38 protein-coding genes and 1 tRNA gene are annotated in these 24,567 nt (G+C 60.0%); 22 read left to right on the top strand and 17 right to left on the bottom strand.

Annotated features, from left to right (window positions below; all coding sequences use genetic code 11):
- Positions 1-452: 452 nt before the first annotated feature.
- The 3 genes from ACJ0G7_RS09670 to ACJ0G7_RS09660 all read left to right on the top strand — a co-directional run bounded on the left by ACJ0G7_RS09670 (position 453) and on the right by ACJ0G7_RS09660 (position 2,121).
- Positions 453-1,607 (top strand): NAD(P)-binding protein, encoded by a 1,155-nt coding sequence (locus ACJ0G7_RS09670; RefSeq protein ID WP_407395936.1) that lies wholly within the window; start codon positions 453-455, stop codon positions 1,605-1,607.
- Between the two features lie 30 nt (positions 1,608-1,637).
- Positions 1,638-1,711, top strand: a tRNA-Pro gene (locus ACJ0G7_RS09665).
- 167 nt (positions 1,712-1,878) lie between these two features.
- Entirely contained in the window at positions 1,879-2,121 is a 243-nt protein-coding gene (locus ACJ0G7_RS09660) for a hypothetical protein (RefSeq protein ID WP_407395935.1), read from the top strand.
- A gap of 42 nt (positions 2,122-2,163) precedes the next feature.
- Here ACJ0G7_RS09660 and ACJ0G7_RS09655 read toward each other — a convergent pair whose 3' ends face one another.
- Positions 2,164-2,409: a DUF2973 domain-containing protein gene (locus ACJ0G7_RS09655; protein ID WP_371257649.1), complete on the bottom strand. Its 246-nt coding sequence runs from the start codon at positions 2,407-2,409 to the stop codon at positions 2,164-2,166.
- A 124-nt stretch (positions 2,410-2,533) separates the two neighbouring features.
- Here ACJ0G7_RS09655 and ACJ0G7_RS09650 point away from each other — a divergent pair, with 124 nt between their 5' ends.
- The 4 genes from ACJ0G7_RS09650 (at position 2,534) to ACJ0G7_RS09635 (ending at position 4,667) form a co-directional block, all read left to right on the top strand.
- Positions 2,534-2,662, top strand: a complete 129-nt coding sequence (locus tag ACJ0G7_RS09650) for a hypothetical protein (protein WP_256381029.1) — start codon at positions 2,534-2,536, stop codon at positions 2,660-2,662.
- Between the two features lie 713 nt (positions 2,663-3,375).
- Entirely contained in the window at positions 3,376-3,633 is a 258-nt protein-coding gene (locus ACJ0G7_RS09645; RefSeq protein ID WP_407395933.1) for a hypothetical protein, read from the top strand.
- A 160-nt stretch (positions 3,634-3,793) separates the two neighbouring features.
- Positions 3,794-4,033 (top strand): hypothetical protein, encoded by a 240-nt coding sequence (locus ACJ0G7_RS09640; RefSeq protein WP_407395932.1) that lies wholly within the window; start codon positions 3,794-3,796, stop codon positions 4,031-4,033.
- Positions 4,034-4,220: 187 nt separating this feature from the next.
- A complete protein-coding gene (locus ACJ0G7_RS09635) occupies positions 4,221-4,667 on the top strand; it encodes an MAPEG family protein (RefSeq protein ID WP_407395930.1) in 447 nt (148 codons plus the stop codon).
- A gap of 1,295 nt (positions 4,668-5,962) precedes the next feature.
- Here the strand turns inward: ACJ0G7_RS09635 and ACJ0G7_RS09630 are convergent.
- The 3 genes from ACJ0G7_RS09630 to ACJ0G7_RS09620 form a co-directional block, all read right to left on the bottom strand.
- Positions 5,963-6,163 (bottom strand): hypothetical protein, encoded by a 201-nt coding sequence (locus ACJ0G7_RS09630; protein WP_407395929.1) that lies wholly within the window; start codon positions 6,161-6,163, stop codon positions 5,963-5,965.
- Positions 6,164-6,345: 182 nt separating this feature from the next.
- Positions 6,346-6,489 carry a hypothetical protein gene (locus ACJ0G7_RS09625; RefSeq protein ID WP_173402121.1) on the bottom strand — a complete coding sequence of 48 codons (144 nt, stop codon included), beginning with the start codon at positions 6,487-6,489 and terminating at the stop codon, positions 6,346-6,348.
- Between the two features lie 247 nt (positions 6,490-6,736).
- Positions 6,737-6,952, bottom strand: coding sequence for a Nif11-like leader peptide family natural product precursor (locus ACJ0G7_RS09620; RefSeq protein ID WP_407395928.1), 216 nt, complete (start codon positions 6,950-6,952; stop codon positions 6,737-6,739).
- 119 nt (positions 6,953-7,071) lie between these two features.
- Here ACJ0G7_RS09620 and ACJ0G7_RS09615 point away from each other — a divergent pair, with 119 nt between their 5' ends.
- The 3 genes from ACJ0G7_RS09615 to ACJ0G7_RS09605 all read left to right on the top strand — a co-directional run bounded on the left by ACJ0G7_RS09615 (position 7,072) and on the right by ACJ0G7_RS09605 (position 8,684).
- Entirely contained in the window at positions 7,072-7,242 is a 171-nt protein-coding gene (locus tag ACJ0G7_RS09615; RefSeq protein ID WP_407395927.1) for a conjugal transfer protein TrbI, read from the top strand.
- 240 nt (positions 7,243-7,482) lie between these two features.
- On the top strand, positions 7,483-7,710 hold the full coding sequence (locus ACJ0G7_RS09610; RefSeq protein ID WP_407395926.1) for a hypothetical protein: 228 nt from the start codon (positions 7,483-7,485) through the stop codon (positions 7,708-7,710).
- Between the two features lie 851 nt (positions 7,711-8,561).
- A complete protein-coding gene (locus ACJ0G7_RS09605; protein WP_407395924.1) occupies positions 8,562-8,684 on the top strand; it encodes a hypothetical protein in 123 nt (40 codons plus the stop codon).
- Between the two features lie 616 nt (positions 8,685-9,300).
- Here the strand turns inward: ACJ0G7_RS09605 and ACJ0G7_RS09600 are convergent.
- A complete protein-coding gene (locus ACJ0G7_RS09600) occupies positions 9,301-9,507 on the bottom strand; it encodes a hypothetical protein (protein WP_084187947.1) in 207 nt (68 codons plus the stop codon).
- A gap of 175 nt (positions 9,508-9,682) precedes the next feature.
- A complete protein-coding gene (locus ACJ0G7_RS09595; protein WP_407395923.1) occupies positions 9,683-10,768 on the bottom strand; it encodes a hypothetical protein in 1,086 nt (361 codons plus the stop codon).
- A gap of 26 nt (positions 10,769-10,794) precedes the next feature.
- Between ACJ0G7_RS09595 and ACJ0G7_RS09590 the strand changes: the two genes are divergently transcribed.
- Positions 10,795-11,025 (top strand): hypothetical protein, encoded by a 231-nt coding sequence (locus tag ACJ0G7_RS09590; protein ID WP_407395921.1) that lies wholly within the window; start codon positions 10,795-10,797, stop codon positions 11,023-11,025.
- Between the two features lie 33 nt (positions 11,026-11,058).
- On the opposite strand, the gene ACJ0G7_RS09585 is transcribed toward ACJ0G7_RS09590, so the two are convergent.
- A complete protein-coding gene (locus ACJ0G7_RS09585) occupies positions 11,059-11,229 on the bottom strand; it encodes a hypothetical protein (RefSeq protein ID WP_162176151.1) in 171 nt (56 codons plus the stop codon).
- Between the two features lie 135 nt (positions 11,230-11,364).
- Between ACJ0G7_RS09585 and ACJ0G7_RS09580 the strand changes: the two genes are divergently transcribed.
- From ACJ0G7_RS09580 to ACJ0G7_RS09555, 6 genes are all read left to right on the top strand, one after another.
- Positions 11,365-11,574, top strand: coding sequence for a TIGR02450 family Trp-rich protein (locus ACJ0G7_RS09580; RefSeq protein ID WP_371257651.1), 210 nt, complete (start codon positions 11,365-11,367; stop codon positions 11,572-11,574).
- 368 nt (positions 11,575-11,942) lie between these two features.
- Positions 11,943-12,230: a hypothetical protein gene (locus tag ACJ0G7_RS09575; protein ID WP_043691663.1), complete on the top strand. Its 288-nt coding sequence runs from the start codon at positions 11,943-11,945 to the stop codon at positions 12,228-12,230.
- Positions 12,230-12,601: a hypothetical protein gene (locus ACJ0G7_RS09570; RefSeq protein ID WP_407395920.1), complete on the top strand. Its 372-nt coding sequence runs from the start codon at positions 12,230-12,232 to the stop codon at positions 12,599-12,601. Before ACJ0G7_RS09575 ends, ACJ0G7_RS09570 begins: the two co-directional genes overlap by 1 nt.
- A gap of 207 nt (positions 12,602-12,808) precedes the next feature.
- Complete coding sequence (locus ACJ0G7_RS09565; RefSeq protein ID WP_407395919.1) at positions 12,809-13,060, top strand: hypothetical protein; 252 nt, start codon at positions 12,809-12,811, stop codon at positions 13,058-13,060.
- Positions 13,061-13,143: 83 nt separating this feature from the next.
- The gene (locus ACJ0G7_RS09560; RefSeq protein WP_043691670.1) at positions 13,144-14,058 is read left to right on the top strand and encodes a histone deacetylase; all 915 of its coding nucleotides are present in this window, start codon (positions 13,144-13,146) and stop codon (positions 14,056-14,058) included.
- A 6-nt stretch (positions 14,059-14,064) separates the two neighbouring features.
- Positions 14,065-14,625: a pyridoxamine 5'-phosphate oxidase family protein gene (locus tag ACJ0G7_RS09555; RefSeq protein ID WP_407395918.1), complete on the top strand. Its 561-nt coding sequence runs from the start codon at positions 14,065-14,067 to the stop codon at positions 14,623-14,625.
- On the opposite strand, the gene ACJ0G7_RS09550 is transcribed toward ACJ0G7_RS09555, so the two are convergent.
- From ACJ0G7_RS09550 to ACJ0G7_RS09535, 4 genes are all read right to left on the bottom strand, one after another.
- Positions 14,626-14,958, bottom strand: coding sequence for a hypothetical protein (locus tag ACJ0G7_RS09550; protein WP_407395916.1), 333 nt, complete (start codon positions 14,956-14,958; stop codon positions 14,626-14,628).
- A 52-nt stretch (positions 14,959-15,010) separates the two neighbouring features.
- Positions 15,011-15,448: a hypothetical protein gene (locus ACJ0G7_RS09545; RefSeq protein ID WP_043691679.1), complete on the bottom strand. Its 438-nt coding sequence runs from the start codon at positions 15,446-15,448 to the stop codon at positions 15,011-15,013.
- Positions 15,449-15,709: 261 nt separating this feature from the next.
- Positions 15,710-16,696 (bottom strand): hypothetical protein, encoded by a 987-nt coding sequence (locus tag ACJ0G7_RS09540; protein WP_407395915.1) that lies wholly within the window; start codon positions 16,694-16,696, stop codon positions 15,710-15,712.
- A 94-nt stretch (positions 16,697-16,790) separates the two neighbouring features.
- Complete coding sequence (locus ACJ0G7_RS09535; protein ID WP_253912810.1) at positions 16,791-17,345, bottom strand: hypothetical protein; 555 nt, start codon at positions 17,343-17,345, stop codon at positions 16,791-16,793.
- A 40-nt stretch (positions 17,346-17,385) separates the two neighbouring features.
- Here ACJ0G7_RS09535 and ACJ0G7_RS09530 point away from each other — a divergent pair, with 40 nt between their 5' ends.
- Entirely contained in the window at positions 17,386-18,033 is a 648-nt protein-coding gene (locus ACJ0G7_RS09530) for a putative 2OG-Fe(II) oxygenase (RefSeq protein WP_052378291.1), read from the top strand.
- Between the two features lie 43 nt (positions 18,034-18,076).
- A complete protein-coding gene (locus tag ACJ0G7_RS09525; protein WP_043691687.1) occupies positions 18,077-18,328 on the top strand; it encodes a hypothetical protein in 252 nt (83 codons plus the stop codon).
- 2 nt (positions 18,329-18,330) lie between these two features.
- On the opposite strand, the gene ACJ0G7_RS09520 is transcribed toward ACJ0G7_RS09525, so the two are convergent.
- Positions 18,331-19,092, bottom strand: a complete 762-nt coding sequence (locus tag ACJ0G7_RS09520) for a metallophosphoesterase (protein WP_043691690.1) — start codon at positions 19,090-19,092, stop codon at positions 18,331-18,333.
- Between the two features lie 19 nt (positions 19,093-19,111).
- The gene (locus ACJ0G7_RS09515; protein WP_043696674.1) at positions 19,112-19,381 is read right to left on the bottom strand and encodes a DUF3764 family protein; all 270 of its coding nucleotides are present in this window, start codon (positions 19,379-19,381) and stop codon (positions 19,112-19,114) included.
- A gap of 134 nt (positions 19,382-19,515) precedes the next feature.
- Here ACJ0G7_RS09515 and ACJ0G7_RS09510 point away from each other — a divergent pair, with 134 nt between their 5' ends.
- The gene (locus ACJ0G7_RS09510) at positions 19,516-19,971 is read left to right on the top strand and encodes a Fur family transcriptional regulator (protein ID WP_052378154.1); all 456 of its coding nucleotides are present in this window, start codon (positions 19,516-19,518) and stop codon (positions 19,969-19,971) included.
- 18 nt (positions 19,972-19,989) lie between these two features.
- Here ACJ0G7_RS09510 and ACJ0G7_RS09505 read toward each other — a convergent pair whose 3' ends face one another.
- Entirely contained in the window at positions 19,990-20,388 is a 399-nt protein-coding gene (locus tag ACJ0G7_RS09505) for a GLTT repeat protein (RefSeq protein WP_043691693.1), read from the bottom strand.
- A 3-nt stretch (positions 20,389-20,391) separates the two neighbouring features.
- Positions 20,392-20,622: a hypothetical protein gene (locus tag ACJ0G7_RS09500; protein ID WP_407395914.1), complete on the bottom strand. Its 231-nt coding sequence runs from the start codon at positions 20,620-20,622 to the stop codon at positions 20,392-20,394.
- A 34-nt stretch (positions 20,623-20,656) separates the two neighbouring features.
- On the opposite strand from ACJ0G7_RS09500, the gene ACJ0G7_RS09495 reads away from it, so the two are divergent.
- Positions 20,657-20,959 carry a cell division protein SepF gene (locus tag ACJ0G7_RS09495; protein WP_407395913.1) on the top strand — a complete coding sequence of 101 codons (303 nt, stop codon included), beginning with the start codon at positions 20,657-20,659 and terminating at the stop codon, positions 20,957-20,959.
- Here ACJ0G7_RS09495 and arsS read toward each other — a convergent pair.
- On the bottom strand, positions 20,950-21,906 hold the full coding sequence (gene arsS, locus ACJ0G7_RS09490) for an arsenosugar biosynthesis radical SAM (seleno)protein ArsS (RefSeq protein ID WP_043691700.1): 957 nt from the start codon (positions 21,904-21,906) through the stop codon (positions 20,950-20,952). The genes ACJ0G7_RS09495 and arsS overlap by 10 nt on opposite strands.
- 491 nt (positions 21,907-22,397) lie before the next feature.
- On the opposite strand from arsS, the gene ACJ0G7_RS09485 reads away from it, so the two are divergent.
- Positions 22,398-23,357 (top strand): hypothetical protein, encoded by a 960-nt coding sequence (locus ACJ0G7_RS09485; protein ID WP_407395911.1) that lies wholly within the window; start codon positions 22,398-22,400, stop codon positions 23,355-23,357.
- On the opposite strand, the gene stpA is transcribed toward ACJ0G7_RS09485, so the two are convergent.
- Positions 23,281-24,522, bottom strand: coding sequence for a glucosylglycerol 3-phosphatase (gene stpA / locus ACJ0G7_RS09480; RefSeq protein WP_407395958.1), 1,242 nt, complete (start codon positions 24,520-24,522; stop codon positions 23,281-23,283). The two genes, ACJ0G7_RS09485 and stpA, sit on opposite strands and share 77 nt — an antisense overlap.
- Positions 24,523-24,567: the final 45 nt, after the last annotated feature.

Below are 24,567 nucleotides of genomic sequence, written 5' to 3'. Positions count from 1 at the left end.
TCCGCATGATCGAGCAGAAGGCCTCCGTCCGCCTGACGGAACGGCGTTTCGCGATCATGTCCCGGATGGAGCCGGCTTGCCCGGGATGATCTGCCCCAACTGATGCGAGATCAATAAGCGTGAATCACCGATGGCGGGCCTGTTGATCGCCATCGATAACGACCCGGAAGCCACTGGCTCGGTTCACGAACGTGCGCTGGGAAAGGTTTTGGGTGATCGTGCCGGTGATGCTGACGACGGTGACGATGAAGGAATGCGTCTCCGGCGGTGATCGCCGGCAGCTGATCCGACCTTGCAGGCCAACGATCCGCTGTTATGACACACGAGCATTTGTACCCATCGCAGGGTCTGCCGGATGGCTTACTTCATCTTCTTTGGACTGACTCTGCTGCTGGCCCTGTTGGGGGGTCTGTTTTCCCGCGTAGCGGCCGAGAAGTACTGGATGTGACCTGATGCCAGACCGGTCGAAGGTTGATCTGGCCGTCATCGGTGCGGGGCTGGCGGGATCTGCCTGTCTGGCAAGGCTGCATCAGCAGGGATTTGAAGGGACAACCGCCGTTGTGGAGGCCGGGCGAGGACCCGGCGGTCGGATGGCCACCCGTCGTCGCCGAGAGAACCCCGCCTGGCGACTCGACCATGGCGCTCCCGGGCTGCAGCTGCCGGAGCACCTGCCCGATGGGGTGGAACAGCTGTTGCGGCCATTGCGGGAGCAAGGCACGCTGCGCCGCGAATGGGGATGGATCACAGGACTGGATGCCACCGGCCAGATGGTGGATGCTCCCGAGGAGCACAGCGACAAAGGCGCCTGGCATCGGGGGCAGCCCACGATGGCCCACCTCTGCGAGGGGCTGCTGGATCAGGCAAGTCCAAGCCTCGAGCGCAACTTCGGGTTTCGGGTGCGCTGGCTGCAGCACACCGGCGGCCACTGGCTGCTGATGGACGACACACGACAGACAGCGGTGGAGGCGCGCATCCTGGTGATGAGCGGAACGCTGCTGGCCCACCCCCGTTCTCTTGCGATGCTCGCCTGGCCGGATGTGCCGCTGCGTTCCGCCATCCCGGCCCATCAGGATCCGGATCTGGATCGGGTGCTTCAACAGCTGGCAGGCAGCCGCGCGGCCGTGCGCTGGAACCTGATGCTGGAACTTCCCGGAGAGGATGATCGCAACGCCCCCCTGCCCCGCCAGATCCTGCTGACACCGGAGGCACAACGCCGCTGGCAGGTGGAACGCGTTGTGGTGCATCCGCAGAGCGATGGAGGTCTCGGCGTTGTGGTGCACGGCCTGGATTCCGGCGAGCCGATCACGCCGTCCAGTCAGCCGGCACTGTTGAAACGAGAGGAACACCGGCTGATGGAGCTGCTGCCCGAACTCCTGAAAGCCTTTCCTGCGCTGATGCGTCAGTGGCCTCAGGCCAGAAGCCTGGGCGTGATGCGCTGGGGTGCGTCGCAGCCCTTGAACCATCCGCTGCCGACATCGCTGCAGTGGTGCATGGCAAGCAACATTGGATTCTGCGGTGACTGGATTGAAGGAGCCGGATTCGGCCGGGCGGAGGGGGCTCTCCGCAGCGGCGTGGCACTGGCGGAACTCCTGCAGCCGGGAGCCTGATCGCCACTGACACCTACAATGGAAAAGCGCCGGGGAGTGGCGCAGTTTGGTAGCGCGCTTGCTTTGGGAGCAAGATGCCGCAGGTTCGAATCCTGTCTCCCCGATTGCCATCTGAGCGGTGCCCCAAACCGCTTACGCGAACCCGGTGCCGTCGGCATCGGGTTTTTTATCGCCAGGGTGAGATCATCACGATGCGCGGATCGTCCTGCCGTGAGCTCAACCTCTCTCTTCCTGCGGGTGATTGGGGAGATGTCCAATCAGCGCTTCTGCCATGGCACGAAATCAGCACGGCTCCGACAGATCCCTCCAATCTCAAATCACGGTGAATGGTCAGATCATCAAGCTGAGCGTTCCCAGTGATCAGGCCGTTGTTGAGCGTGTTGCCGCCTTGATCGACCGCAGGGTGGCGGAAGATGACTGGCGACCGCACAGCTCCAGAGAAGCGGCACTGAATTGCTGGGCAAAGCTCGGCGGCATCCGGGTCGCAGTGCTGAAAGCCAAAGGCCTGCTCTGACCTCGATGGATGGAATTCGCCCAGCGGCCGTGACTCTCGACGTCAGCCCGCCTCGGCTGCCCAGCCGGCTTCTCCCTGCTCTGAAAAACGAACAGCCCAAAGCTCTTCACTGGTGACTCGTCCGTTTTGATCCAGCAATTCCGGATGAACAGTTTGCAACCCTGTTCTGTCCGATGGCGCCGATGACGCTGAGTTGGCAGACACTCTCATCATTCGAAAGGCCTGCAGGAGCAAACAGATGAACACAACGGCGTAGGCCAACGGAAAAAGAATTCCGAGCATCTGCATCGCAAAATATTATGAAGAAACGTTAACGGCTGCGGCCGCCCAGCGCGTTCATGTTGTTTTGGCAGACGGTCACGGGCTGAACACCTCGCTCACAGTCACCGGAATGGCCGATCATCGTGGATTGATGAAAGATGAAATCAAGCTGGTCACAACGTTTCTGCTGCTGAATTTCTCTGTCGTGGCTCTGGCTGTCGCCGGGTATCAGAAGGCAGGCATGAACCTCAGCGCCGTGGTGAGCCACCTCGGGGGCTGATGGCAATTGCTTGGCAAGACATCCCGCTGCCGGCACCACCCCGACACGACCCTGACACGTCCTGCTCGCCTGCAAAGCTGCCTTCATCGACACAAGGCGGAGAATGCTGCCGCGTTAGAAGGCCTGCGTTGCCCGCAAACGATGCCTCTGTTCCGATGCCATGGCTGCAACATGCGCATTGAACGATCCATGGCGACCTACTGGCGCCACAAAGGCAAGTTGCTGTGTTCCTCCTGCCTGGACAGCCAGGACACGATCGGGGCATCGCCAAAGCCACGGCCCCTCGATCCAATCCAGGACAAACAGGAGAACGACGAACACCATTCCTGCTGACGCCCACAACCTCCCACGGCTGCCGTGGACAGCGAAGGCCAGCTGGACTACAACAGCTTTGTAGCAACAGCTACCCATCGTTCACTCCGCCACCCGGGGAGCGCAGCTCGATCCAAGCCAGGGAACGGGGGCTTGGGCATCGATGTTGAGTGATCATGACGTCACTGTTCTGGAACGGCTCAGCATTCGTTCCGCGCGATCGAACATCGGCGAAGCGCGAGGCCGTTGTCCTGCGACTCGAGGCATCTCTGGCAGCCCCGGATGCCAACTCCACGCCCAGGCGCAGAGCTGCCGCTTATCTTCGGCGAAATGGGTTTCATTCGGCCCCTTGATCCATCGAGCAGATGGGGGCCACAAGCAACAACGCCCACCACAGAGTCATGACCGACCACAGCAACAGCCCGCTGCCTGTCCGCGAGGTGGTCCGCGCCCATGCCTATCCCGTCCTTTCCGCTCTCTGCACCTTGAGTCTGATCAGCATCGGAGTGCTGCTCGTGCCACAGGCGGTCAGGCACCATCGCTTCAATCGCTGCGTCGATGCGCAGATCCAGATGCGCAACGCCATCAATCCCGAGAGCCAGCAAGGCCCCGGCAAGGTCAATTATTTAAAAGCTGTCGAGCATTGTGAAGGCCGTTAGGCAACGACCACACAGACAAAGCATTTCCTTCCTGTCAGCACGTTGGGAAAAACAGGTTCATCCGTCGTAGCGAGAGAAGCCGAACAGAGAGCAATGGAGCTGAACACACCCATTGCGATGGCGTTAGAACCAGGAGAGAAGCACAACATCAATGTCAAAAATGCGCGACCTTCTCAATGCACACTTGCTGCCACTCCTGGCGACAGTCTCAACAGGAACGCTGGTCGGCATCCTGCTCATCGTCGATGCCGGCCTGTCCAACCTTGCACAGAATTCTCAACAAGCCAAAAACCACAACGCATGCGTCTACACAATCATGAACATTCCAGCCAACCAAAGGCCGGGATCCATTGAATTGAATGGAATGGCCGGTGCCGTTCGATATTGCAATGGCGGCTGACAAGCCCCGTCTCGCAGGAGGAGACACCTGCCTGAAACAGGATCCTGCCGAATGGGAGTTGGCATTGAGAACACACGCAGCAGATTGCTAGCCAGATCCGATTAAAAAAGGGGCGCTGTCCCACGGCAAGGATTTTTTCGCCCCAACTTTCTAAATTGTCAGCAGTTCATGCCACCACAAACGCCTGATGACTGCGCTATCGCACTCCTCGGTTGTAAGCACTACACCATACGTCTGGTCACTTGTCCTTTCACTCGGCACGCTGCTGATCAGCATCATTCTGATCTATATCGCTCGCTTTCAAGCAAAGCTTGAAATCAAGGATCTGGCTGCGCTTCGCACAATGTTTGATCGGTACCCTGCCTGGGGGAAACGTGCCAGCTGGGCACAGCAAAATAGTTTTGAATCGTTCACGATCCACGCACCAGCAGCACTGCTGGCCGTGATTGCAAGCTTCAACGGTCAGACGCTTCCCGTGATCACCCTGTATGCCGCGTTGGCACACCCATTGTTTCGAGTGGCCTATATCAGCGCCTATGTGTTCAACGTGCCACTCGCCAGATCAGTGTTTTGGATGCTCGGCCTGGTTTGCAGTGGAATTCTGTACTTCACAGGATTCAATGCGCTGATGTGATGGGGCCAGGCAAATCCAGCGTGATGAACGATCGGAAAGCAAAAAAAAGCCGCCCCAGGAGGAGCGGCTGCAGTGTCACTTTTTAAGTGACGTCCTGGCCATCAGCTTCTGAGCGGCAGCAAGGCGTTGCGCACGCAGAAGACGAGCCTGGATCAGAGGGAGAGGAGACATAACGTCGCTCCACAGCGCCCAAGCCCCCGTTGCATGGCTTGAGACGAACTGCACCCGGGAATCCCAGGCCAACGATGGAAATACTTTACCAAGAATCTGTATCGGTTGTGACTGCCGGACCGATGGACCAGTGAAGTGGCCCCGATCAAGCGGATTAGGCTCCTGACTGAGTCCATTGCATCGCATCAGCCATTGCTTTCCATCCTTGCCCTTGGTTTGATGTTGCCCGCGGCTGCTCAGGCGGGCACATGCATGAGCTATGAAGCTGCTTACCAGCTTGAGAGCTTGCTGGCAGAGGGAATGCGCTGGAGAAATGCACTCCAGACTGTCATTGACGAAGGGTATTCCGACGGATCACATGCATGCTTGAAAGCAATCAAGCAGCAGGTCAATCAGTCTCCCTACGCATTTCCAGAGATTGAACAGGCTGTGTACAGACGAAGCGTCCGGTAGGCGACAAGCTCTCCGCACTGCCCCATGGACGACCAACAGACACCCTGTTCTTCATGGGAATGCATGCAGGCTTGCTGAGGTTGGTGCGAACACCTTGCCCGGAGCTCAAGAGGCATCTTCCGCTTCAGAACGGAGAAAGCGTTTGCGCTGAGCCGATTCGTAACCGGTCAGTTCAACCTGTTTTTTGCTTTTGTTCTTACGAATGGTCTTGGCCAAACCCATCAGAAATGGTTGGAGTCCTTTCTTGCTCACTTGGTCTGCTCCGTTATCTGGATCGCGCGTTGTGGTCTCTTGGCCATTCGCGTTTATTTATTATCTCACAGACACTCAAATATCAGGATTTGTGTTGCGGAATGCAAATCCACCCAACCCTCGACGACCTCGGCCATGAGCCCAGGCATCGGTTGGTGGCATCTGGCACATCTCCTGCTGCGGGTCAGGAGTCATGGTTTGTGCATCCAGGGCATCTCTCTCTCATGGACTCCCAAAACAGGCAATGCCAGGACTTGAGCAATCAGCTCGCCGTCTATCGAGCATTCAACAACCGCAGCGCCACGGCAGCTGTTCTGCGACAAATGGCCAGTGCCCAATGTCCGATCGGAGCCTCCAAGCTCCATTGACAGGCCACATCAGGAGTCGGAGGCTTGAGAGGCAGACGGCTTCAGCGAACACTAACCCTGAGCAATCCAGGCGCTGGAGCCCGTTGCATGCTTCAGCGCATTGCCAAGGCCTTCGCCAAAGCCTTCCACTGACACCAGCTCGCCACCCATGTTGCAGAGCTGGAACGTGAGATCGGCAATCTCAGCCGGTGCAGTGATCGGTAGACCGGCGGCTTGCTCGATCAATGAGATGCAGCTGTGGATCTCAGACAACGGTTCATGAACCTGCTGGAGCCCTCATAACTCCCCTGAACCTGATTGTTCAAGGCTCAGCTGCTACCAAAGTCACAACCGCCTTGCGCCGATCCAGAACCTTCATCACCCCAGGGGTGACGCGAATGGATAACACGAGGCTTGTTGAACAACAACCACGACGCTCATCAAGTTCAAAGGGGCTAAGCCGCATCAATCTCTGCCTCGTCGTACAGGGCTTTGAGTTGATCCAACTCAGAAATCAGGTATTGGATCTCGAGCCAGTCCGTCGACAAGTCAATGGCGATTTCCAGGCGTTCAATCTGACGCTTCAGGAGCTCGGGCATCACGCGGGATATCTGTATTTCAATCATGAAACCGCGTTCCGATAGGAATGCAATCCGCCGGGTGCTGATCAGGATTGATCGAAGATTCTCTGCAGCACATTCCGTTCACCCTGGAGTGAGTTCGCTCTCATTGGCTTGCCGAGCGGTCTGGGCTGCCTTGGACGAGCCAGAAAAACCCTGCTGAGCCACCAAGCCTGAAGACCGAGGAACGCGATACCGAGGAGCACCAGCTCAGTGACTCCCTGCATCAGTGGTACTCGCCTGGGTGATCCGGCTTCACCACAGTGACCGTTCCAACTTTCTGCCCATTGAACCGCAGCAGCTCATCGCCACTGAACTCAAAACCCAGCCCATCGGCGATTTTGGCGACATCATCCGCTGTCGATGCCGCCATAACAGCTTGCTTGAGGGCCTCGTCAGCCTGCATTTTCAGGATGAACGCCTTGAGCTGATCCAGGGCCATGGCACACCCACACAACGTGGCCAGTGTGGCACTGCAAGAACCTGCGGAACGACGGCTCGTCCGGGGCCAATGAAATCGTGCCCGGCATCAGTAGACTGAAATTAAATCGATAATTCAACATGACCACGACGAGTCCGTGTGCCTGCCTGAAGTGCACATGCCAAGTTGAAGAAACCAAGGCTGTCGTTGTTGGAGGCAAAGTCTTTTGCTCAGAAGCCTGTTCGACAGGACACCTGAATCATGAACCTTGCCATGGGGCAGGATCGTGCGGATGTTCTTGCGGTGACTGAAGCCCCACGTTCAATCTCAGGTGTTTGATACCCCACGGCAATGCCTCAAGGCAGACCCATTAGGGCCAGGCGATATCGATGTTTCTAGTCTGTGGGGAGGAACGACACGGAAACTCACCAAGACTGTCAGAAGTGTCAACCCCTACCCAGTTCGTTAAACGCCAATACAAAAGAGAATGATTCGTAATCGCACTCGCACGCTGAGCCTGATAAACCGTCAAGGCCTTTCAGCGCTGCGCCGTGAGCGAATCAAGCCGAATGCAAGACGAAGCTGTCGCACGATCTGTCATGTATCTGGTCGCAGCAGTGCTTGTGATCGTCATGTTTTCACTGGTTGGCATCTTTCTCCAAGCGGAGCTGAACGAGCAGGCGAAACTCAAAGCGCAGAACGAGGGCCCAATCATGGTTCACTCCACTCCCACACCCCAATCACCACGTGGTTTCTGGGGTCGTACTGACAAGACATGACCCACACCCGTCACGCCTGGGAGACCATTGTGAACGCCAGCCAGAGAAGACGTCGACTCACCTCGTAACAGACGATGGAGAGATTATCCGATTGATCTGACTGAGTTGAGATTGATCACACGTTGATCACAAACTTTCCCTTTATTCATCAAGACAATCATCAAAGTTTCTGGCCGACTCAGCAATTGGCTGGAAGAAAGAGGTGATTGGTTCTGACAACTACTTCACGGCTGATGACACCTTCATCACAGCAAGGCAGTCCAGCACACTCCTATTGCCCATCCCATAGACGAACGTGGTGAATGACTCCTTGATGCACTGGTCACTGGCCTGCTGATGCAAGGGTCTGCACATCAACCTGATGAGTTCATCACGTTCAGCCTTCAATTTCAGTTGTGGAAGAACAACCAAGGCACCTCACAGTCGTGAGCTCAAGTTTTGTTCAAAGAAACGGATCCGACATCCCCCAATTAGGGGATGTCGGACTTTGCTTCAATCCCTCAGTTGGAGGATGTGATTTCAGATCCAACAGATGAAGCCAAGCCAAGGTCCGGATTGAATGAACAAGTCCAGTCATCGAAAGCATTGAAGATCTGTTATTGCTTTGATGCGGATCCAGAGACTGGGGATTGAGCCGAGATAAGGAATCAACCTTGTCGATTGGCTCATCCTTGATGAACTGAGTACGGCAAACCGTCCTGATGATCTGTGAAATTTTCGATAGACCATCGGCATTCAAAGATTTTTGATGACCCTTCATTTATCCAACGGATCCGCGGTCGGAACCATCGTTGATGATGGCACCCACCGTCCATGTCGTGCTTTGGCCTGTCGGCTGAGCATCTTTACTGATGCTGCTGGATCCTCGCTGGATTCCGCTCAACGTCGGCGTGCTCACAAAGAAGAGCTTCTGGATCTGTTCTCTTGACTGGACTGCAGCGGCCCGGTCACGGGCTGGTCCTGCCTTCCTCTGATCAGATGCTTCCGATTGCAGGCCACCACCCATCGTTCTCGAGGCTGACCTGGCGTCGTCGCACCCAAAAACACCACACATGGTGTCCGACCAATAAAAAAGCCTGCCTCTGGGGCAGGCCGGGTGATGGGGATACCTAACTTACCTCCCTTAAGCCACCAGATCTAGTGCTGCAGTGATACACGACACAGAACAAACCAAACTCAACAAATTCCTTGAGGAAATCTTGACGCCCCATATCTGTGGTACATCTCGTACTACACTCATCTCGACACCTCAAGATGTGGTGGTGTGCCGGGTGATGGGGATTACTACGGCCAAGACTCCCGCTCCACCTCTGGAGCGGTTTTTTTGTGCTCACCACACCATTCGCGCCAACCGCAAGCATGGGAGCTGGTGACTTGCGCGAACTGGTCCGAGAAGCTTGGATGACGTTGTCGACACCCGGGAGTCCCCGCCGTGATCGGTTTAACCAGGCTGTATTGCTACAAGGGCGAGCTGTTTCGCCTCGTGGATGTTTGCTCTCGCGATGCGTCTGACGCAGCCGATGCGCTGACCAGGGAAGGATGGACCATCGAAGCGGAGATCCCTGTGTGATCCAGGTGGAATCCCGTCAGTCAGATGGAGCTAAGCCAGTGCGCGAACAGCTTCCTTGCCGTGACCTCATCCGTCAGTTCACCATCAATCGAAGCCAATAAAGCGCCTGGGTGCCTGCGTTCCATCTCCCGACAGGCCTCGTAGGCATCCGACGCGATGACGGGCTCAAACCCTGCGTTTCCGTCAGGCTGCTCGCAGTAGAAAACCTGATAACGATGCATGGACATGAAGTACTTTCAGAACAACAACGTCGGCAATCGTGGCCAGCGGCTGATACAGAAAATCAGCATGATCAGCACTGACATCGAGAGCTGATCATGCTGATGAAATGAACAATCCCTGAACAGTTTTAAACCAGGAGGGGCCGAAGCCCCTCCCAAATCAATCGAACTTGCGATTTGATCAATTGGCAGCGAAGGCCTGCATGAAGGCGGACGCGGTGCGCTGGTTGTTCTGAGTGGCGAAGGAGTTGGTGGACAACGTCGCTGTGGCAGAACCGTTGGCTGTCGCAGATGAATTGGTCTGCGTGCCTGTGGACTTGAACGCTTCCAGGCGATCCAGATTCACGGTGAAACTGGAATTTTCGTCGGAATTCACACTGGCGATGGCACCCAGGCCTTCGATGGAAACCTGACTGTCACTGACAGTGCTGGTCGAACCGACGGACTGCTGATAGCCAGCCTCATACGCTGCGTTGAAGGCAGCGGTCCAGGATGTTCCGCCAACGCTATCTCCGGTGCTGGTCGCTGCTGCCAAGGCAGAGGTCACGATGGCACCCAACTGCCCTTCCTGACCGATGGCGGTGATGGAGTCTTCCGTGGTGAGAAATTCACCCTTGATGATTCCGGTCGCCGACGACTCGTTCGCCGTGGAGGAACTGTTGGTGATGACGTTGTTGTAAGCGGAGCTATAGCTGGAGTTGTAGTTCTGGTTGTAGGACGTGGTGTAGGCGTTCTTGAACTCGTTGAAGTTGCTCTGCTCGGTTTCGTAAGCGGTCTGGCCTGAAGTCCCATAGGAAGCCTGCTGCGAAGCAGTCAGATCCCCCCAAGAGGAGTCGTAATCAGCAGTCCACTCCCACTCGCCCTCACGGTTGTAACTGCCGTAGTTGCCGGTCTCCGTGGAGGACAGGTTCGTTGCCGTCGTGGCTGATTCCCAGCCCGTGCTGTGAGATTCACGCATGGCCGTTTCCGTTGCAACCGAGTTGGCAGCAGCGGAAGCAGCCTGGGTGGCAGCAGCGGAGGAGGAGGTGCCGTTGGTCTGCATCAGGCTGCTGCCTGCCCCCATCTGCATCACACCGTTGGACAAGCCATCAAATTCCTGAGTGGCCGACACGCTTCCGTTCACACCGATGCTGGTGTTGGAGCCGACGTTGAACTGGTTGGAGGTGCCGACGGCATTGTTGAAGGTGGCTGTGCCGGCACCGGAGAAGGTCAGTCCGCCAGGCGTGGTGGCATTGATGATGAACATGCGCTGGGTGGTGCCATCCATGTTCGGGTCATCCGAGCCGGCGACGCTTGCATGAACAGCCGCTGGAGCCGCCAGGAGAAGCGCAGTTAGGAGCAGAGGTGTTTTCATTTTTCCTAAATAAGAAAAACTTTGTGAAGGTGGACTCCCACACCGTGGCTCCTGCTACGGAGCGACCTGAGCCGTTTATAAGGTTTTCTTCAGTTTTTATTTTTTCTACTGATTTAACCCATGGAAGTCTTTGGACTTCAGGTAACAACTCTTTAAATAACCTCTCTTGACGGAAAATAAAATGTGGCTAACTGAGGCTTGCCTCAAGGAAGGCTGCAGACCTTCTTGATCGAATACTCCACACGGTCATCCGAACAACAGAGACCGGCATAAAAGCGCTCCAGTTCGTCGTAGGCCTCGTCGTAACTGCCGAAGCGCAGGCGCGTGATGGCGTCCTCCTCGCTGTCATCGCGAACGATGCGGAAGTTCGTCAAGGCCAGGGTCCATGAGCATCAAAGTCTGGCCTGAAGCGGCAACGTCTGATCGGACAGATCAACCGATCGACGTCCCATCCATCACGATCGTGGAGTCCATCCGCTCACAGCATCTCTGTGACATGGAAACCGGCCTTGGCGTGGACCAGCCGCCACCCCCGCGAGGGGCGACGCCATTTCAGGTTGGTGCTGCAGGGGGGGCGTGGCTCAGGGCGCTGGGTGGAACTGGTTTCAGTGCTCACGCCAGAAGTAAGGCTGAGACAGAGTTTTCAGGAACTGCAGGACCGAACGCAGTGGCAGAGCGGCTGGCAGACGATTCCACCGGACGAACCTGAAAACGCCTGACAGCTCACGAAACAGAGCGGCCGGGATGGGGAGAGGGAAAGAGCTCCGACGTGGTCGCCCGGAGCTGATGATCGACGCGGGCGATCCCCATCACCCGGCATGGGCTGACACTAATCAGGAGAAACCCCGGCGCCAGCACACGCTTCACCAATAGGTCTGGTGTCACTCATTTGGCAATCACCAGATATGGCGTTGACCCGACAATGCAGAATAAAGTTGTCCCCATCACCCGGCCCCGTGCGACGCATGGGGCTTTTTTGTGCCCCATATGTGGCGTAGGCAGATGTCTGATTGTCATAGCGGTGCAGGGCTGTGACGCTTGACGCTCGGAAACTCACTCCCTAGCGTCGCCCTCTTTCAGACGCACGATGCGATCGATTCTGGCCGCAACACTGACTCTGGCGGCTGTGGCACAGCCTGCAGCGGCGGGGATCTTCACTGTGAAACCGGGAACGATCTTCTACTCCCAGCCGGAGAAATCAGCCCGGTTCCAGCTGGATCTTCCAGAAGTACGGGTTCATGTCCCGCCTCTGAAAGACACACAGGGCTTCTGCCAGTTCAAGCTGATGTACAAGATCGCCGATCGCGACAACCCGAAGCTGCCCAAAACAGCCTGGACGCGTTGCGTGGCCACGGACACCGTGATCCTCAACTGATGGGACGTTCCCGACGACTGACGCTGGCTGGCTGGATCAGCCTGATGATCACAACGCTTCCCGCCGCAGCCGAACCATCCAGGGAGGCACGGACCACCCAGTGCGTCATCAACGCAATGGCTCAAGCCTGTGAGGTCCTGCAGACCCCGGACACTCTGGAGCTGAGCCTGGAGGACGGAAGGACCATCGCCGCCCGTCGCCTCGGACGCTGGCGAAGCAGCGGCAAGGGAGCGACAGCTGTGGACAGCTGCAATGTGAAGATCACCCTGCAGAACGACACGGCCTATGGGCTGCTGGTGCGCAGCGCAGAGCAGGGGACCACGCTCACCTGGCCGCAGCTGCAGATCGGGATGCCGGAGTTGCGGCCCTGAACCTCAATCCGAGGTTTTGGTCGCACCTGGACACAGTCCCGCCATTCTCTTTCACATCTGAGCCGATCAGTGGAGGTCAGAATGGCCGCAGGGGCTTGAGACACCCCTCACACGGACGTGAGGCTCCCGGCATTCGCCGGGAGCCTTTTTCTTTGGAAGGTGCTGCGGGGAGCGTGCCAGAGTTAAAAGAGGCTTAAGGAACGGCCGATGCGGCGTTTCATCACATCCCTCAGCGAACAGCAGATCCGGCACGGCTATTCCCTGCTCGCACTGATGGAACATCTCGACCGCGAGCTGGATCTGCTCAATCAGCGCCGGCTGTCAGCCGGGCTCGGCAGCGCAGAAGGCAAGCGACTTGGCAGCATCAAGCGAAGCCACCTGAACAAGATCCGCGACTGCATCAGCGAGCTGGAAACCAGCGGCTTCAATGCCTGGCTGATGGAGCGCCGCTCGGCTTAAGACGCATCGGCCTTCAACCGGCCTCGATCGAAGGCTCCGCCATCCAGCATCAACAGGCATTCACGGCCACAAGGTCCGTTCCTGTGCCCATCCCCGTCGTCTATCACCCGCTCTATTCGGCGCCGCTGCCATCCACCCATCGGTTTCCGATGGCGAAGTTCCGGATGCTGCACGACCTTCTGCTGGCGCAGGGTGTGATCAGCCACTCACAACTTCACCGACCGGTGAGTGTGGCGCGGCGGGATCTCGAACGGGTTCATTCGCGCCGCTACCACGAAGCCTTCAGCGGCGACCGGCTGACACGTCCGGAGCAGCGACGCATCGGACTCCCGCCCACACGGCCGCTGGTGCAGCGCACCTGGCTGGCCGTTGGAGGCACGCTGCTCTGCGCCCGGCTGGCCCTGCGCCATGGCCTGGCCTGCCATCTCGCAGGCGGAACACACCATGCCCATCCGGACTTCGGCAGTGGCTTCTGCATCTTCAACGACTGCGCCGTCACAGCCAGGGTGCTGCTGGAGAGGAACGAGCTGCAGAGCGTGCTGGTGCTGGATCTGGACGTGCATCAGGGGGATGGCACCGCCGCCTGTTTCGCCGATGACCCCCGGGTCGTGACCGTGTCGGTTCACGCGGCAAGCAATTTCCCACTGCGCAAGGTGGCCAGTGATCATGACCTGCCCCTTGCCGATGCCACCGGCGATCAGGAATACCTAGCCGTGATCGGTGACAGGCTGCCCGGGCTGCTGGATGAGATCCGCCCCCAGCTGGTGCTCTACAACGCCGGTGTCGATGCCCACCGGGATGATCGGCTGGGTCGACTCGACCTCAGCGATGAGGGTCTGATGCAGCGCGACAGACTGGTGCTGGATGCCTGCCTGAGGCGCCGCCTTCCGGTCGCGACGGTGATCGGCGGGGGGTACGACACGCTTCAGCCACTGGTGAGGCGACACGCCATCGTCGTGCGTGCCGCCGTCGAACAGGCGCGGCTCTATGGACTCTGAATCGTCATGACCCTGCCCCCCTGGCGGCCTCTGCTGCGCAGCGCCCTTCAGCGCGAAGGCCGCACACCGGCAGCACGCTGGCTGCAACTGGCCACCACGGCAGCGGATGGAACGCCACGGGTCCGCACCCTGGTGTTCCGCGGCTGGGATGCGCAGAGCCGGATGCTGCTCTACACCGACGGGCGCAGCAGCAAGACCGCCGAACTCACCCATCAACCGGCCGTGGAGACCTGCTGGCTGCTGCCGAAGGCCAAACAGCAATACCGGTTCCGCGGAGCCATCGAACTGTGTTCCATCGCGCAGGACCCCGACCATTGCCGCAACCACTGGAAACAGCTCTCTCCTGGCGGTCGGGCGCTGTGGGCCTGGCCGGAGCCGGGTCAGCCCTTCAGCGCCGGGGTGGAGTATCCGGTCGAGATCGAGGAAACGACTCCACCACCTCAGCATTTTTTGGTGCTGACGCTCACCATTGAGCGTGTGGAGCTGCTGGATCTCGGCCATCACCCCCACCGAAGGCTGACCTGGTCCCTGGCGCAGCGGTGGGCCGAACAGCGGCTCAACCCCTGATCACCACCAGCGCTCCACACGCCCGACCGACGGCCTGCCCGGACTGGACGGCACTGTCACCACCGACAGCCGCTGAGAATCCCGCACGTAGTCGAAACGGCAGAAACCGGCACCGGTTCCGGAGCAGGTGCTGAGACTCTTCAACGGCACCTTGGACCACTCCCGCTCCGCCGCGGACGGCTGCTGCTGCGGTGATGGTTGCCAGCCGGCTGCCACCAGAGAGCGATCGGCATCCAGGATGGACTGACGCGCGATGAGCTCCTGCACTGGAGCAGCTTGAGCCACAGACCCCAGCAGTGAGACGAGAACGAGAGGAAGTAGCGAGCGTCCCATGACGGGTCTGGACTTCCCTCTCCCTAGCTATGCACTTTCGCCAAGGAGTGATTCAACAGATTTTTCTCGACTCGCGCGCCGACCGGAGCAGATCCTCCGCGTAACGGATGGTGAGACCCATCTGCCCATCCCAGGCAACGGCATAGCTCCAGTGACCGGCGCGCAGGTCTCCACCGGGGAGCCGAACCGCATCGGTCCACTGCTTGGGTTCCGGTGCGATCACCCCGAAACGCCCACCGCTGTTGTTGCTCACCCGATCGCCCACCCGGAACCGGGCTGCCGGCCGCGGCTGCCGTCGCAGATGCTCAAGCTCAGGATCGGATGCAGGATCACCAGCACCTTCCTCCTCCAGGACATCAATCCCCCCCGTGACCGCCGACTCCGTATCGCCATGCCCCGGCAAGGCGAGATCATGGGGAACCCAGCTGGGATCGGGAAGGGCTCCCTTGAGAAGATGGCCGATGGCCTTGCCCCGGCCGATGCCGTACATCGCGCAGTAAGCGTCAAGCCTCTGGAGAACATCGGGCTTGAGCCAGACCTGAACGGCCCTCGCTTTGGGAGCACCGCTGGATCGGAAGCGGCCGCTGTGATCGCGCGGGTGGGAGTGTGAGCTTGTCAGTGCAGTGATGAACGAATTGACGCCATTTCGCCGAAATGGGCAGCGATGGTCAAGCTTTGCCCACTTAATTATTCCTTAAACCATAACGCATGGTCGAGCTGCCCGGTGGCCGCACCGAGCAGCTCTTCTGGATCAACCGACACTCAGGAGGGGCTGAATGCCGAGGGCGATCACCAGGCTGACCACCACACCGATGAAGGCCTTCCACAGATCGCTTCCGATGATCTTGCCCAGGTTGCCGCTCTCTCGATTGGTGAAGGTGTACTCGAATTCCTGCTCCTTGATGCGCAGAGCGATTTCACGGCCACCCAGCAATCCGAGGAACACCCAGGTGGTGCTGAGCGGAAAGGTGGAGAGAAAGGCCTTGTAAAGAAGGCAGAGACCGAAGAAGAAGTCGATCACCGTTGCCGAGCGGAGGTCGGAGGTGTTGGTCTTCGATCGCAAGACCGCCTGAATCGGGCCACCACCACTGGCGACCAGGAAGCAGAGACCCACGCAAAGAACGGCCGTGCAGATGGCCATCGGGAAGACATCCAGCTTGCGGGGCAGAAACACAAAGATGTTGGCCAGGTCCTGCACCAGCCACATGCTCCAGAGGAAGCCGGTGGAGACCCACTGCAGGCCGTACCAGACCCTGTTGAAATCCTTTCCTTCCTGGGTGCGGCGGAACACCCAGCGCTCCAGCAGCCACATGCCGAGGCCATAGCCGGCCAGTCCCAACGCAAAGGCGAGGAAGTAACCACTCAGGGAGCTGCCCAGCAGCTTGCCGATGTTGGCCGGTTTGAAGGAGGAGAGCACCAGGAAGGAGGTGCTCACCGGAGCTCCCCACTGCGTCAGGGCCAGAACCGCAATGGGTGGAATCACATAAACCCAGCCGAACGGCTCAGGCAGCTCGAACTTCTCAAGCCGGCCCCAGGCCGGATCACCATCGTTGAGAAAAAAGCCCAGCATCAGCACGATGACGGTGACGGAGCAGATGAAGCCCATCTGCACCACCTTCGGGGTGCGGGTCTTGTTCGAGGAGATGTAGGTACCCAGCGTCTGCAGAGAGTCGTTGGCCACCACGGAATACGCCGCCAGCAGGAAGCCGACGATCATCCAGATGTTCACGTCGCCCATGAATCCGTTCCGGGGAGTGGGTTCACAGTGTTTTTAGAGATGAAATCCCTCAGATGGCGTGCTGCAGTTGACCTCAGGCTGTGATCTGTTTGGTTCAGTTGATCACGGTCAGAGTGCGGATTTCGCCGCGTTTGACCCAGGCCGCAAGGGCATTGATATCCGCACGGCTTGGGATGCAGATGCAACCGGTGCCGGGATAACAGTGATGGATGCCCAGGGCGCTGCGTGTGGTCTTGAAACGCGGCTGCAGATCGAACCAGAGATCCGCGCCCCATGGCTCAGGCGGTCCGAGGCGGTAGCGGCCGGCTGGCAGAGGTGCCGCATTGCCTGGGCTCCAGAGCCGGTCGGCATCCTGGCGCTGAGCGATGCCGCTGACCGCATCCCAGCTGGCCAGCAGCAGCCCATCGCGCCGCAGGTCCAGCTTCCAGATCCGGTTGCCATCGGGGAAACGCGCACGCGTGCGTCGTGTGGTGAGCGTCAGGGACCCTCCCTGCAACAGCTCGGCGGTCGGGCCACGCTGACCGGGCGGTGAGCTGTCAACCTTCAGGGGTTGAGCCGTTCGCCCAGCCTGCAGAGAGCTGCTGAGCAGCACGACCAGGGTCAGCAGCACGGCAGCAGCCATGGGGATCGTGGTGGACAGAGCCTTCACTCTGGCGCTGTCAGGATGTCCTGCAGCTGCGGGCGCATGCGTGGAAGTTCTTGACCTCTTCCCTCGCTCGATTCTCAAGGGAACACTGCCGGCTCCTCTGCAATCAACACTGATGCAGCTGAGCGAGTCGGTTCTGAGCAATCCGCAGGCCAGTCCGGATGCATCGCCGAAACTCGCCGGTCAGCTCAGCCAGCAACGCCAGTTGATGCCGAACCAGCCCGGTGTCCAGGAGCTGGCTGATCAACATCTGCTGCCGGCCTGCGACCGCTGGATCCGTCACGTCGTGGACCGTGAACCACCCCAGGGGCGTGGTCCCTGGGTTCAGGGTGGCTACGGACTGCAGATGATCGATCTCTGGCTGAACTGCCAGCGGGCAGGTGATTACAACCCGATGCATACCCATGGAGGCAGCTTCTCGGGTGTGATCTTCCTGAAGGTGCCGAATCAGATCAGTGGAGACAGCTTCGATGGACAGCTCTGTTTTCACGGCCCGGAGGAATGGCATCTCCAGTCATTCCGCACAGGCATGGCTCACTATGTGCTGCCCATTCCCGGCGAGTTCTATGTGTTTCCCGCCTGGCAGCCGCACTCGGTGATGCCCTTCCGCGGAGACGGTGAACGCTGGTCACTTGCCTTCAACGTCGTCGCCGTTCCCGGCCAGAGGCGTCCGCCGGCGATCCGCTTCTGACCAACGACTGGCAGAGTTCGTTGGACCAGCTCCGGGGGATCCGATGGAGTCGACCAGTCCGCTCGATCAGGCCCGGGCTCTCACCGAGGCGATCGAACGAATCGCTGCTGACCTGACGCCCGACGTGATCCGGGCAGCCCGTGAGACCCAGGAGGGGCGCAGAGACCTGGATCGGATGGAATATGCCCTTGGAACGATCGGCAAGGCCCTGGTGCTAACCGACTACTCGATCGACCACGAGAAGGACATGGACAAACTCAAGGCGTTCCGGGCTGCGCAGGGCCAGGGGAGCTGAGATCAGAGCGTCGGCCAGCGCAGCACACGATGGCTGAGCCGACCGCTGGCATCGATCTCAAGCAGCCGGCCACCAGGATCTTCAGCCCGGTTGAGAGGGCAGGGCTGAACGTTCTGAAAACTCTTCAGCGTTGAAGGGGCGCCGAGGAGAGGCACGTCCACGCGATCAGGCCAGCATCCCTCCCAGTGCTGATGGATGTGACCGAAGACCACCGCCCGCAGAGCCTCAAGCGGGAGGAGCAAGCGGCGAAGCGCCCCATGATCGATCAGGTTCATCGTGTCCATCACCGGATGACCGATGGCCATCGGTGGATGGTGCAGCGCCACCACCAGGGGCATCGGATCACCAGCGATCTGCTGAAGGCGTTCGGACAGCCACTGCAACTGACCAGCCCCCAGGCGACCGGCGGAATGACCGCTCCAATGGCTGTTGAGCACAAGCAGACGCACACCGCTCACGACCAACTCAGCCGGCGCGGTGGTGCAGAACCGACCCAGGACCGCATCGAGGAGCAACGGATGGTCGTGGTTACCGGGAACCAGGGCGACAGGACAGTTCACACGCAGCTGCAGCGCATCCCTCAGCCGGGCATAGCCACCCCAGCTCTCGTCCTGGCAGAGGTCACCGGTCACCACCAGACAATCCGGCTGCAGCAGCTCCACCTGGTCGAGAGCGCGATGCCACAGCGGCAGGGCAGGGCGATCGCGCACCCGGGCAGCATCTGCGGCCACCAGATGGGGATCGGTGAGCTGCAGGATGCGCATCTCGCTCAGGCGGATGGGGTCAGGCGTGATCGAGGAACACCTGGGCGGTCGTGCTCTCCAGCACGTGGCCGGAGGAAGCGATCAGCTCAGCGTTGTCGGCAATGAACCGCTCCATCACGCCGGCTTCCGCCTGCATCACGGCGCAGCATCGGCTCGGGTCGTCCTTGCTGACGCCGCGGTACAGAGAGGTGATGCCTGCGGCCTTCTGCAGATCGGCGGAGCCGTCGTAGGTCTTCGCCCATTCATCGAAGGGTGTGGTGATCCTGAAGGTGAGCACGTGTGTTTCCACCAGCAGACAGGGAAAAGGTCGCCCGGAAGGTATCACCACCGTCCGCTGAATTCCGTGTTCACGCCAGGAGCATCCGACACGCCTGGTCTCCACTCTCATTAGTGGTTACTGTTGAGAACAGCAGCCCGGCAGCGTTGTCCATACCCCCGCCGTCGATCTCTGAAAGTGGTGCTCTGCAGCAGGGCCTGCATCAGGGTGGCCGTCGGTTGACGCCTCAGCGGAGGCGAGTGCTGGATCTCTTCGAACGGCTGGGAGCCGGATGCCACCTCAGCGCGGAGGACGTCCATCAGCAGCTGGCCCATCGGGAGATGAAAGTCTCCCTCGCGACCGTGTACCGCACTCTGCGCCTGCTCGCGGACATGGGCTTTCTTCAGGAGCTGGAGCTGAGTGAGGGAGGACGTCGCTTCGAGCTCACCGGAGCGGACCATCGCGACCACCACCACGTGGTCTGCATCCGTTGCGGGCGAACCGAGGAGTTCGAAAGCGAGCCTGTTCTCGCCGCCGGAGCGGCGGCGGCCGATGGATTCGGATTTCAACTGATCGAATCCAGCCTCAAGGTCCGCGCCATCTGCCCGGACTGCAAGCCCTGAGCCTCCGGAGGCTTCCGCTCAACGGGGATGCTCATCACAGGGCATCCAGTAGCGATCCCCCATGCGATGCACACCGAGGCAGCCCAGCTTTTTGGCCTGCTCCTCCGCCTGTTCACGGCTGGGGTAGGCCAGATATCGCGGATTGGTGGTGGAGCGGATCTGGATGAGGCCCATGCTCATCGGGCCGGCCGTGATCACTCCCATGGTGTTGACTCCGACAGCGACAAGACCCATGCCGACAACGGCGGCATTGATCACCCCCATCGCGACAACGCCGATGGAAACCACTCCCATCGGCACCACACCGATGCAGATGACGCCCATCGGCACGATGCCGATGGAGATGGTTCCGAGCGGGGCGACACCAACCGCGATCCGTTTCGGCTTGCTTCCGCAGTGACCTGATTCAGCAGTCATCCGTCAGTGGGCCTGCTTGTGTCCGGCATCGGAATGCTCGGCACACACCATCCACATCGCTCCCATCTGATGTGCTCCCGTGCAGCCGAATCCAGGTGCCGCCGCTTCGGCCTCAGCCTTGGTTTTGAACATGGCTTGTTTGGGCTGTCCGCCGTGATGGTCTGCCAGGGCAGCCGGACAGCCGAGCCCGAACAACACCATCAGGGTGCTGCCAGCAATCCGCGACTTTTGCATCTGGACGTTGTTCCAATCCCACCATCATGGACGCATGTCCTTTTCCCATTCCGACGGCTGGCACGACGTGATCGTGATGACACCTCAGCATTTTGAGGAAGGTCTGGAAGCGGTCCTCGCCGTACGGGACCAGCGAACGGTGCTGCTGAATCTGTCCCGGATGGATCCGGACCAGGCCCAGCGCACCGCCGACTTCGTCAGCGGAGGCGTTCATGCCCTCGATGGTCACCAGCAGCGGGTGGGCGAGAACGTGCTGCTGTTCGCCCCGGCCTCGATCCGGCTGGACTGGCTTTCGCGCGCGGGCCAGAGCCCCGATCCCGACACCGGTCATCCCTGAAGGGCCCCACCGCAGCTGGAGCCGGCGCCGGCGGTGCAGCCGAAGCAGTGGCGATCGGTGTGAATCACCTGGCCAGTGACCACGGTGTCGTCCAGCACCAGATCCTCCAGACGACGGATCCGACCCGACAGCGGCATCTCCAGCTGCTGGTTGAAATCACAGTCATAGAGATTGCCCTGCCAGTCGACACTGAGCAGCTCACGGCACATGACCGCCGAGGCGTTGGCAGGGTTGTGAGCCCCCTCGAGCAGGCGCTGATAACGCTCCAGTTCCCCGCGCAGGGCCAGATCTCGCGCAAACCTCTTGATCGGCATGTTGGCCAGGGTGAGCAGGCGATCGAAGCGGATCCCAAGAACGGCCAGCTCTTTTTTGTAAGCCTCCTCCAGTGGAGCCTGAGCCGGAGGCAGTGATGGTCCTTGCGGGTTGTAGACGAGATGCAGCTCCAGGCGGCCATCTCCGTTGCCGTAGCCAAGAGCATTGAGCTGGCGAAGCCCACTGATGCTGCGTTCAAAGACTCCCTCTCCCCGCTGCTGATCCACATTGGACTCGCTGTAGCAGGGCAGAGAGGCGATCACCCGCACCCCTTGATCCGCCAGAAAAAGAGCGAGATCCTCCTGTCCCGGCTCGGACAGGATCGTGAGATTGCAGCGGTCGATCACGTCGACGCCATCGGCCCGCACCTGCTGAACGAGCTTTCGAAAACCCGGATGCAGCTCCGGCGCTCCACCGGTGAGATCGAGGCAGGAGATGCGCTGCGTCCGTACCGCCTGGGGAATCAACTGCATCAGAGCGTCGGCCATCATTTCCGTGCGCCAGGGTCCGGCGTCCACATGGCAGTGGCGACAGCTCTGATTGCAGCGGTAGCCGAGGTTCACCTGAAGGGTGCTCAACCTGCCGCGCTGCAGGGACGGGAACGGCTCGGAACCGGCAGTCAACGTCAACAGCATCCACAACAAGGTCCGATCTTTTCAGATCGGACCTCGCGATCCGATGGTCATTGACATCCAGATCGTTGTGATCGAGACAATCAGGCCAGCTGATTGCGAAAAAAGAAATTCAGTTTTCAGACGGAGTTACTGCCAAGGGCCCTGGGGCCATGACGTCCAAGCATGAAGTCAGATTGCCCGGGGGCACCTGAGACGATGCATCGGGGAACAGGACGGATCCAAGACCTTGAAACGGTCTCAGACATCCTGATGACTTCTTTCGTGAATTGAGACTGTTGGAGCAGGGACCTGTACGTCAGCACACTCCGTGTTGCTGGCGGGGTGGAGTGTCATCCATCTGGGAGCCTCCGAATCCATGCTGTCACTGTCGTGATTGATCACTCATCTGGCAATGTTCTCGAAGAAACATTGATGCATTCGTGATGTTGCTTCAACTCTCTTAACTCCTCAGACTGAATGCGTTTCCCGGTCCCACTCCTCCCGGTCCTGCCGTGAGAACTCTGCGTCTGGCCACGTGGTGCCTGCTTTCAGCGATGGTGGGGGTCGGCTGTGCCTTGTGGTGGCACGGATGGGAAAACCACCAGGCAGAGCTGCCGGCGGTGATCAGCGACATGCTCGCAGAGCCCGAGCCACCTCCACCTCCACCTCCGCCTCGCGAGGACCTGGTGCGGTTCCACCCGGAACGGAACCTGGACCTGCTTCGGCCGGACGGCACCAACGTGAGCATCGGCTACCACAGCGCTGTCGTTGATCCCCGCTGGATCGACGTTGAATTCTTCGGGGGCTGGAACCGGGAGATGGACGCCAACGAAGACACCGATGCCCTGCTGTTCACGTCGGGGCCGACCTTTGCCCGCGGACGGGGCAACGGCGAGCTGGGGATGCGTCTTCACGGTGACCTGATGCTGGCCAACGGCACCTGGCGGGCTGGGAATCTCACAGCAGCCCGGGAACGGGCCTGGATGGGCATCACCCGGGACGGCGCTCTGGAATTCGGGTACGGCCCGCTGACCCCCGAGCTGGAACAGAACCTTCGGATGTTCATCGGAGGGCTCCACGCCTTCACCAACACCACCCGGGTCGCTCCCGAGACCTATGAAGGGGTCTACGGCGAGATGCATCTCGCTGATGTCCGGATCGTCTACGGGCTGCGGGCGGACGGGAAGCTGGAACTGGTGGAAACCGCCGATGGAGTCCACTTCCGGGACCTGAAGCACTTCGTGGAGCAGAAGGGTTTTCTGGCGGCCTATCTGCCGGATCACGCCTCCAAGTCCCGTCTGATCATTCCCGGGACACGGCCGTGGAGCCAGGAACAGGCGGTCTGGGTCAGCGGGGGCAAGCCCTCGATCACCCAGATGCCCTTCCTGCTGCGGGTCACGCCGACCCGGGAGTGGGTCGATCATCAGCTGCCGACGAGCAGCGAGCCTGAGCCAGCCGCCCAAACCAACTGACATAGGCCGACGGTCCCTCAGGCATCAGCAGATCCAGCCGCAACGGATCCTGCGGATCACTGATCCCGACCAGATGCCCATCGGCCAGGCTCGGACGGTCCACCTCACCATGACTGCTGTCCACCAGGATCACCCGGTTGTCCTGGCCGCTCCAGGCCCCCAGCTCCTGCAGCAGAGTCAGAAAGCCGCGGTCGCTGCCACCCCGCAGCCAGCCCGATCCGTCGGGAGACGCCGTGGACGTCACCGTGTCCCCCACTCCCACCAGGAGAGGCATCCGCTCAGGCGGGATCCGGGTCCGTGCCAGCTCGAGCAGTCCTTGATGGTCGCGAGGCGCCGTCCGCACATGGAAGTCATCCCCCAGGGGTGCCTCCCCCCAACGCGCCGCGATGTGTCGGTTCAGCAGCACCAGCAGCCCCGCTTCCTTCAGGGAACCGGTGAGCATGAACTGGATGTCGGTGGTTCCGACATCACCACGCTCCGCCGGTTTCAACCGTTCGCGACCAGCCGCATCACGGCCAAGGTTCGGCGCCGCATGCAGGAAGAAAGACCCCGCCAATCCGGCATCCACCGCCTCGTTCAGCAGCTGTTCCATCAACGCCTCAAGCAGGCTCTGCAGCTGCCGTTGCCGTGGCACGTCGTTCGGGATCAGACCGAACACCGCATTGAGGTTGACGGTCGGAGACACCTGGGTGTCCAGCACCGCCACATGGGCATACCTTTCGAGATCGCCTGAGCCCACCTCGGGCAGAACCGCCGGGAGCCGTTCCTTCAGCAGCGCTTCCATCCGTGCCGGTGCCGCGGCCAGAAAAGCCATCTCGGCATCGCTCACCCCTGGATGGCTGACGTTGCCGTGGCGATCCTGCAGCTGCACCCCACCCGCTGCCAGCCCAGGCAGGTACAACCCTTCACGCGCTGGTCGCGTCTGATCCTCAAGTGCCTGTTCAACCAGACGGTTCACACCACGGCGCCGCTCGTGTTCGCCGTTGGTGAGCACCACGAAGGCCCCCTCGAGGAGAGCCGCCGCCTCCACGTAGTTGCGATCCATCCGGCGGGTGAGCGGATCCTTCACCAACTGCATGCACACACCATCGAGGTCCTGCACGATCAGCAGGTCATCAACGACGGCCAGTTCCTGCAGCAGCTGATCCGGAGTGAGGCGCGGCATGGCGACGCGGCGGGCCGAAAACCTGGCGATCATGGCCCCCTTCCC

The sequence above is a fragment of the Parasynechococcus sp. genome, assembly GCF_045559935.1.
Lineage (GTDB): Bacteria > Cyanobacteriota > Cyanobacteriia > PCC-6307 > Cyanobiaceae > Parasynechococcus.
This window is presented reverse-complemented; position numbering and strand designations above follow the sequence as displayed.